This window comes from Neisseria sp. HMSC067H09 (assembly GCF_001814135.1).
Classification (GTDB): Bacteria; Pseudomonadota; Gammaproteobacteria; order Burkholderiales; family Neisseriaceae; genus Neisseria.
In genome coordinates this window covers 85129-94434 of sequence record NZ_KV814937.1, presented here as the reverse complement: position 1 = coordinate 94434, position 9306 = coordinate 85129, and the positions used below count along the sequence as shown (strand labels likewise).

Genomic DNA, 9306 nt, shown 5'->3' with positions numbered 1-9306 from the left:
CTGAAAATACTGTAAACAACGCTTCTGGTTTCTATATGTAAGGATTGCAGGTTTGTTTGGAAAATTCATCGTCAGGGTGTGGATGAATAGCTTTTTCCTAAAACCCCGCCCGATCCAATTCTTCCAGCAACGCAGGCCGGCGCGGTTTTTCGCTATATCGTTCCCTGATTTCGTCGGCAAAGTCTTCTATTGCCTGCCGTTGTGCGGAATATTGGCGACGGAGGACTTTTAATTGGTTCAAGAGCTGGCGGTATTGCTTACGGTTGCTTGCTTCGTCGATTTCAACCGCAAAGATTTTCAGGTAGCAAGCCACGATTTGGTCGTGATACGGATCGGGGAAAGACGGGGCAAAACGTTCCATCATGTACAACGAAAGGTGTTGCTGCAATAGGGCGAGCAACAGGTCGAATTCCTGTTCATGCTCGAATATTTCAGCTTGCAGCGAATATTGACCCGACAAGCGCGCAAGCAGGCGGTTGAATTCATGCGGCCATTCGGCAGCGGAAAACGTGGCTTTCCATGCCTCGTAATGCGGCAACGAAAGGCTGGTGGAAAACGCCAAATCCGCTGCGATTTCGCGGACATCTTTGCCGGTTTCCTTCAATACATCGAAAAGTTGCAGCTTCCATTTGTGCGCTGTGCCGAGCGTTCCTTCATCTTCGGCAATGCTGATGCCTTCGCGCAAGAGGCGTTCCGCTTCCGCCCAATCTTGCTGCCCGACTGCTTGTTCTACCGCAATTTGTCTGAATTTCGGCAGGCGCAGATGTCGTCTGAAATAATCCTGCGCGGCAGCAGTATCGCCTTTCGCCTGCAAAACCTGCCAGCCTTCGAGCGCCCAAAATTCATGTTCCCAACCCGACTCGGTAACAGCCAAACGTTTAGCCACATAATCTTGCCACGCCTGCCATTCGCCGCGCAGCCGCCAGATTCGGGCGCGGATTTGGTAGATTTTATTGCCTGCCTCCGAGAAATCAAAATAGCGGCTGTCGTCCAAGCATTTGTCCAAAAAATTGATCAAACGCTTAGTGACGTTTTCCATGACCGCCTCTTCCAGCAGATCGAGTGCCATATACATGGCATCGCCCAACATACCGTCCGAATCGTCCGCCTTTTCAAAAGCATCCTGCAAACGCGGTATCAACAGAGGCAAAGCCTGTTGCAACGCCTCCGCCCCCTCCTGCGACACATCTTCCAACCAGTTTTGCAGCCTGAAGCCTAAATCGGCGGCTTCGTAGTAATCATAATATCGGGTTCGGGAAAAGATGCTGGAGAGTTGCTGCCGATACGGATTGCCGCCCTTTTTAGGCTGCTGCGCGTCAAGCTCTGCCGACTGGTTATCCTGAGTTTGCTCGCGCACCGCATACCACAACGCCGCCATATGCTTGCACGCCCAGCCATAAGGACAATCGCAGCCCCCGTCCTTAATGTACAAATCACTATCCAGCTTCAGCCATACCGAATAGTTTTCCGAACCGTACACCTCCGCCCGATAACGTCCTGCGGAGGTTTTTTGGACGTCACGAACCTTGCCCTGCTGAAAATACAACAGGCCGCGTTCGGCGATATGATGCGGGAACAGGTGGAGCGGATGGATACGGGACATGGTTGGTTTCCAAGAAGTTGTTGAAATATGGGGAGTTTACTGGTTCGGGCGACGTTTGGGGAGAGGGTGGCATGAGAAAAGACCACCTGAAAAATCTGCGGAGAGATTTTCAGGTAGCCTTTGAGGTTGAGATGGGATAACAATTTCAGACGGCATGCAGATTGATTTGGATTATGACTTATTGACAGATTTACCTATTCCATATATCAGATAATTCATTAAAATCAACTTCTTTCCATTCTTTCTTCCATAATTCAAAGTACGGAATATCATTAGATGAAGGTTCTGGATTGCATCTATTAATTTTTACAAATAGTGGCATGATAATAGCTTCTCCTAGAAGTAAAGCCTCACCGGATTGTAATGAAGGTAATTTACTAGTCATATTTCCTAATGTATCAGGTAACAATCGTGTGATGAAATTTTGATCGTTTGGATTAGTCAATCTCATTGAAATAAAGTTGCTACATTGCGAAAATATTGTCTCGGATATTTCCGATGGTCTTTGAGTTGCCAACAATAAAGTAATTCCATATTTTCTCCCTTCTTTTGCAATCCTTTCAATTGACTGAAGCGCTGAACGATATTTTACTAAGTCGCTTTTAGGGGCGTATTTGTGTGCCTCTTCGTAAACCAGTAAGAAAGGAACATCATTATTGCTGATTCTATCTGGATTATTTTGTAATAATTTCTTATGGTAATAACCATAATCAAATAATAACCTAGAAATTAGAGATACGGTAATACTTAATACCTCAAATGGAATTCCACTTAGATCTAGTATAGTAATATTTGATTTGCTGGTATAACCCAAAATATTTTGTAAGGTTTCTTGTAGTGTTAAATTAAAATTTTCCTCATCAAATAAAAATTTTAGTCTATCATCATTTACTTTTGTTTCAAACCGTAGAAAAAATTTTTCTAATGTCCCATCTGCGTATGTTCCTTTGCTTACACTTTGGTTTTTTTGTGGTTTGAATGTATATCTATCAGAGAAATATTTTTGCAATTTTTCTTGATTAGTTAACTCTTCTCCATCCTCTCCTGAATTATCAAACATATAGTGATCAGGTTTCTTTGCGTGGACTGTTTCATTTTTTATATTAAATAAAGCATTTAAAATTTCATTAATATTAAATTTTAAAGGGCTATCATAGAAAATTTTTTCTTCATCAGCGTTATGATATTTTTTATTCTCAGTAACAAGTTGTCTGAAAATAGATGCTTGATTATAGTTATCCCTTTCTCCTGTATCCAACAATATTTCTTCCAACTCTGCACTATTTAGCAACCAGTATGGCAATTTCAGATTTGTGATATCTAAGTAATTTGCATTAGGAAAAGCTGATTTGTATTCGGAATGAATGTCGAATATAAGAATGTGAGAATTATTCAAATCAATATTAGAGTTATCTTTTGCATTAAGTGCACATTGCAATAAACTGGAAATTGTATGTGATTTACCTGAACCTGTAGAGCCGACTACAGCAATATGTTTGTTAAAAAATTTATTCCCATCCACAGGAATACTAATATTTTCATGATGGTGAATGAGTGTGCTAAATATGAATTTTTTTTGCTCCTCCACAGAATTTTCAAAAATTAGTTTAATATCGTCATATGTTGTAGCCGTTACCCCTGTTGGCGGAATAGATAATGTATCTCCGCCACGATGAAATATACCATCATTTATAGTACCAAGAGGCAAAGCTTCAATTAAATATTTCTTATCTCCATTTTCTTTTGATTCCAAGCTAAAATTTTCAATAGTGACAATTAGGCTATGATTATCATTTCCAGATATATTTAAGAATGATCCTATTTTTAACCCATTGTTTTCATCTAAAAATCCATATAAGTCATCAATTTCAATTTTTACTTTATCTGGATAAACTGCAACTACTTCGGCATGATTAGTCATCTAATTATCTCCTGTAACATGTCAATACTATTCTGTTGAAAATAAAAGGTGGAAACATCCTTATAGTTTGAAGGTTCAATACTTATTTGATTTCTATAAAAATCTAATAATTGAATTCTTTTTAATTTAATATTACTTTGTTTAATTCTATCGCATATTTTTCTTATATCCTCAATAGAGGTAAGGATTCGGAAAGGTTTAAAATTATCATTATTAAACCTTTCATCTATAAGATTCTTAGCTCTGTCATCATCCGTTGTTCCATTAAATAGCATCCCATCCATAACGAATTGATTGTTAAAATATAGATCTTGTTTTAATTCTATGATTTTTGTTGGCGTAAGGTTTGCAAAAATGAAATACGGATAGAAATGCTCTGTTTTTGTTTTTCTTTCAGAACTTGTTCTTTCAGGAGAGGAAAATTTACTATGTAATTTTATGAGAAAATCATTAAAATTTGGAATTCCAAACGTATCTAATTCACCATCATTTATATCTAAAATAATAAATCTTGTAGCGGGATATCTATTTACTGTTCCAGTCAACATTAATAAACCCTTAATACTATCTTTCATTGCTCTTATATACTTATTTTTATCAATTAGCAATATATTATTTCTAATAATAGTTTCAGAGGATTTCAATTGTGCTAAAAATTGTTCTTTTGTGACCTTCCTATTGTCTTTATTACTGCATTTTTCAATTATAATATTTCTCGAGTTAGAAAGATATACAAATTTTATAAATTCGGTATTTTCATATCTAGGAAAATGACTCGTCAAAAGTTCTATTATGCTCTCCTCTTGTTGTAAAAACTCATCGGCATTTACATTAATATTAAGCCTAGAATGGAAATCTTTTATTTCATCTTCATATGTTAAATATGCATACAGAATTCTATTTTTTAAATATTCAATATCACTTGAAAATTTATCAGCACCCTTTTTAAAATGGCCATATAGATAATACTTAAAATTACCACCTTTATTGGCTTGAAAATGATTAAACATCGAAATAATTGCATCCTTGATAACGGAAGGATTATATTCTGTTCCACTGTAATATTTACATTGGTGTAGATGCGTAATATCTTGAGTTAAGATATCAATATCTTCCAACCCTTCTAGTACAATTTCACTAAGATTATCAGTTTGTTCCAAGATTTGTTTTATCGAATAATCAAATTGGTAGCGATAACCTAAGATGGTTGCATTAGCACTTCGATTGCTCATTGAAATACACCTTTATTTATATGTTGAAATATTTTTGGCAAATATTTTCACAAGTGTAACATAAATTTCAGTTAGCCCTTATTCATTTCAACCCCTCCCACTCCTTCAACAACCGCTTCACCGACACCGGATACGGTGTCTTCAACTCCTGCGCAAACAGCGACACCCTCAATTCCTCAATCATCCATTTAAACGCAGCGAGGTCGTCTGAAACGGGTTGTCCTTGTTTCACCAAGCCGTCGGTTTTTTCCTGCCACATCTGTTCCAATTCCTGTATATCGGCTTCGCGGGCTGCGTCGCGGGCAGGGTTGCCGCTGTATTTTTCGAGGCGCAGGGTCATGGCTTTGAGGTAGATGGGGAGGCGCGGCCATTGTGCCCACGGGGTGCGGGTGGCGAAGCCGGCGGCAAGCAGGGTTTGCAGGCGTTGGCGCATGAGGTAGGTGAGCGGGTGTTTGCCGAGTTTGCCGTTGAGTTCGGCGTAGGCGGCGGCGGTTTCCTGCAAGTAGCGGCTGAGGGCTTCTTTGACGGCGGGCAGGCGGCTGCGGGCGCGTTTGATTTGTTCTTTGAAGGCTTTTTCGTTGCGCGGCAGCTCGTCTTCGCCGATAAAGGCGCGGTCGCAGACGGCTTGGGTGAGGTCGTCGCGCAGGGTGTCGGCGTTGATGTGTTTGAGCAGCATGGCGGCCTGGGTGAAGCCTTGGATGCCTTTGTTCAGGTCTTTAACTTGTTCTTTTAGTTGTAGTTTCATGAGTTCGATCACGCCTAATCTGTGGGCTTGTTCGGCGGCGGCAGACGTGTCGAACAGGCGCAGGGCGATGCGGCCGTCTTTTTCTTTTTGCAGGCCGAGGTAGCCGGTGAGCTGTTGTTTGCCGCGGGCGAATTTGATGGATTCGGGCAGGGTGCCGATGTCCCATGCGGTAACGTTGTCGCGCTCGAATTCTTGGGTGTTGTCGCGGAAGGTGGTGGCGGCGGCTTTGCCAAGTTGTTGTTGAATTTGGATTAAATCGCGCCCCATGGCTAATTCTTGTCCGCCGTCGTCGATGATGCGGAGGTTGAAATAGCAGTGTTCGGGCAGCCTAAATGCGGCCCATTCGTCTTGGTTGATTTGCTCCAGTATGCGGATGTCGCCTGCGGTTTTGGCGATGGCTTGGGCGAGTTGGGGCAGGATGGGGGCGTTGCGGTCGGGATTTTGGCTTAAAAATTGGGTGATGAATTCGGGCACGGGCACGCAGATGCGGCGGATTTGTTTGGGCAGCGCTTTGATTTGTAGCTGGATTTTTTCGCGTATCATGCCGGGCACGAGCCATTCGAGGGCGGCGGGGCTGATGCGGTTGAGCACGGTGAGCGGCAGTGTGAGGGTAACGCCGTCGAGCGGGTGGTGCGGTTCGAAGCGGTAGCTGAGTTTGAATTTGCCGTCTGCGGTTTGCCAGTGTTTGGGGAATTGTTCTTCGGTGATGTGCGCGGCGGCGTGCTGCATGAGGTCATCGCGGCTGAGGAACAGCAGGCGCGGGTTGTCGCGCTCGGCGGTTTTGAGCCAGGCTTGGAAGGTGCGGATGTCGGCGAGGGGGAGGGGTTTCAGACGATTTTTTTGGGGTGCAGGCTGCTTTTTGGGTTTGGGGTCGTCTGAAACCGTTGAAGCTTCGGCATCCTTTCCCCTCTCCTGCGGGAGAGGGTTTGCTGTGGCTGCGGAAAAGTTGGTTTGTGCGGCAACTGTTTTGCCCTCTCCCCAGCCCTCCCCCACGGGGGAGGGAGAGGGGTGCTGCGGATTTGTAGGATGCAGGCTGCCTGAAACCGTTGAAGCTGCGGCACTTTGTTCCCTCTCCTGCGGGAGAGGGTTAGGGAGAGGGCTTGCTGCGGTTGCGGAAAAGTTGGTTTGGGCGGCAACTGTTTTGCCCTCTCCCCAGCCCTCCCCCACGGGGGAGGGGGCGGTTTGCTGCGGATTTGCAGGATGCAGGTCGTCTGAAACCGCGTCCGCCGTATAAAAATCGGGCAGCCGTTCGTGATAAAACGCGAACAGCGCTTCGTCATCGACCAGCACGTCTTGCTTGCGCGATTTGTGTTCCAACTCACTAATTTCTTTAATCAGCTTTTTGTTGTGGACAAAAAAGTCCGCTTTCAAATCGCATTCCTGCGCCACCAGCGCGCTGCGGATAAAGATTTCTCGCGCTTCTTCGGGGGCGATTCTGCCGTAGGACACGGGGCGGCGCGGCAGGACGGTCAGGCCGTAGAGCGTAACCCGTTCGCTGGCGATGACTTCGCCGCGTTTTTGTTCCCAGTGCGGCTCGAAATAGTGGTAGCGGACGAGGTGCGGCGCTTCCTGCTCGATCCATTCGGGCTGGATGGCGGCCACGTCGCGGGCATAAAGTTTTGTCGTTTCGACGAGTTCTGCTGCCATCACCCATTTGGGTTTGGCTTTGAACAGGGCGGAGGCGGGGAAAAGGTGGAAGCGGCTGCCGCGCGCGCCGGTGTAGTCGTTGCCGTCGGGTGATTTCATACCGACGTTGGCGATGAGGCCGGTGAGCAGGGCACGGTGGATTTGTTCGTAGCCCGCTTCTTTGGCGGCGCGGATTTGGGCGCGGTGTTGCTTTTTATCCAGTTGTTTTTGTTTGAGTTTGGCGGATAAGTCTTGGTCGCCCGCATTTTCAGACGACGTGAGCTGCCTGACTTCGGGAGGCCGTCTGAAAGCGGCTTCCTTGGTGGTCAAACCCATTTCAATCGCGGTTTGGGCAAGCTGGTGGTGCAGCTCGCGCCATTCGCGCATCCGCAGGTGCGACAGGAAATATTGGCGGCACCACTGAACCAACTGCTTGTTGGACAAGCCTTTGTCGCGCTCGCGCTGGAAACTGTCCCAAATATTCAGATAAGCAAGGAAATCGGACTGCTTGTCGGTAAAACGCTCGTGCGCCTTGGCTGCGGCATCGCGCGCCTCCAATGGCCGCTCGCGCGGGTCTTGAATCGACAGCGCGGACGCGATCACCAATATTTCCGCCATGCAGTCGTGCTTCTTCGCCGCCAATAAAATACGAGCGATTTTCGGGTCGATGGGTAGGCGCGCCATTTGTTCGCCGAGTTTGGTCAGGCCGTTGTGTTCATTAACCGCCCCCAATTCCAACAACACCTGAAAACCGTCATTGATATACCGCGAATCGGGCATTTCTAAAAACGGGAATGCTGCTACGTCGCCTAGTTTCAACGCTGCCATGCGCAGGATGACGGCGGCGAGGTTGCTGCGGACGATTTCGGGGTCGGTGAATTCGGTGCGGATGTTGAAATCTTCTTCTGAAAACAGTCGGATACATACGCCTGCGGAGACGCGTCCGCAGCGGCCGGAGCGTTGGCGTGCGGCGGCTTGGGAGATTTTTTCGACATGAAGCTGCTCCACTTTTGCCCGCGCGGAATAGCGTTTGACGCGCGCGAGGCCGGTGTCGATGACGTATTTGATGCTCGGCACGGTAAGCGAGGTTTCGGCGACGTTGGTTGCCAGCACGATGCGGCGTTTCGCGCCGGTGGGGTGAAAGATTTTGTGCTGTTCGGCGTGCGACAGGCGTGCGAACAGGGGCAGGATTTCGTCGTTGCGGCGCAGTGTGGATTTGCGCAGGGCTTCGGCGGCTTCGCGGATTTCTCGTTCGCCCGGCAGAAACACCAAAATATCGCCTTCGCCATATCGCGCCAATTCGTCCGCCGCATCGACAATCGCGTCGGTCAGCTCCACTTCTGCGTCGTCTTCGTCTTTGCTGGTCAGCGGTCGGTAGAGGATTTCGACGGGATAGGTACGTCCGCTCACTTCTAAAACGGGGGCGCCGTTGAAGTGTTGGGAGAAGCGTTCTGCGTCTATGGTTGCCGAGGTGATGATGACTTTCAAGTCGGGGCGGCGCGGCAGGAGTTGTTTCAGGTAGCCCAAGAGGAAGTCGATGTTCAGGCTGCGTTCGTGCGCTTCGTCGATGATAATCGTGTCGTAGGCGGCGAGGTAGCGGTCGGTCTGGGTTTCCGCCAGCAGGATGCCGTCGGTCATCAGCTTGACGCAGGCATCGCGCGAGGTGTGGTCGGTGAAGCGCACCTTATAGCCCACCGCGCTGCCGATTTCCGATTTCAGCTCTTCGGCAATCCGCTCCGCCACCGAACGCGCGGCCAAACGGCGCGGCTGGGTATGCCCGATTAGCCCCGCCGCCCCGCGCCCGAGTTCCAGACAAATCTTGGGCAACTGCGTGGTTTTGCCCGAACCGGTTTCGCCGCAAATAATCGTTACCTGATTTTCGGCAATGGCTTTTTTGATTTCTTCGAGCTTTTCGTGAACGGGCAGGGTGTTGTCGAACTCGGGTTTGGGCAGTTTGGACAGGCGTTGCAGATAGAGGTCGTGCGATTTTCGGTATTTTTCTTCAACTTTGGACAAGCCGCCGTATTTGTTGGGATTTTTGAAGGCGGATTGCAGGAAATGGCGGTCTTTGGAGAGGGTTTGGGAGAAATCGGGATGGGGCATGGCGTTGGAAAAATTTCAAATAAAACAAAGGGAGTGATTATAGCAAAGGTCGTCTGAAAATTTTCAGACGACCTTT

4 protein-coding genes are annotated in these 9306 nt (G+C 47.0%); all 4 read right to left on the bottom strand.

Annotated features, from left to right (window positions below):
* Positions 1 to 97: 97 nt before the first annotated feature.
* The gene (locus HMPREF2954_RS11865) at positions 98 to 1603 is read right to left on the bottom strand and encodes an SWIM zinc finger family protein (protein WP_083313621.1); all 1506 of its coding nucleotides are present in this window, start codon (positions 1601 to 1603) and stop codon (positions 98 to 100) included.
* 190 nt (positions 1604 to 1793) lie between these two features.
* Positions 1794 to 3524, bottom strand: coding sequence for an anti-phage-associated helicase HerA (herA, locus tag HMPREF2954_RS09340; RefSeq protein WP_045075246.1), 1731 nt, complete (start codon positions 3522 to 3524; stop codon positions 1794 to 1796).
* Positions 3521 to 4756: a hypothetical protein gene (locus HMPREF2954_RS09335; RefSeq protein WP_045075248.1), complete on the bottom strand. Its 1236-nt coding sequence runs from the start codon at positions 4754 to 4756 to the stop codon at positions 3521 to 3523. Before HMPREF2954_RS09335 ends, herA begins: the two co-directional genes overlap by 4 nt.
* Positions 4757 to 4838: 82 nt before the next feature.
* Positions 4839 to 9230, bottom strand: coding sequence for an ATP-dependent RNA helicase HrpA (hrpA, locus tag HMPREF2954_RS13070; RefSeq protein WP_083313620.1), 4392 nt, complete (start codon positions 9228 to 9230; stop codon positions 4839 to 4841).
* Between the last annotated feature and the right edge of the window lie 76 nt (positions 9231 to 9306).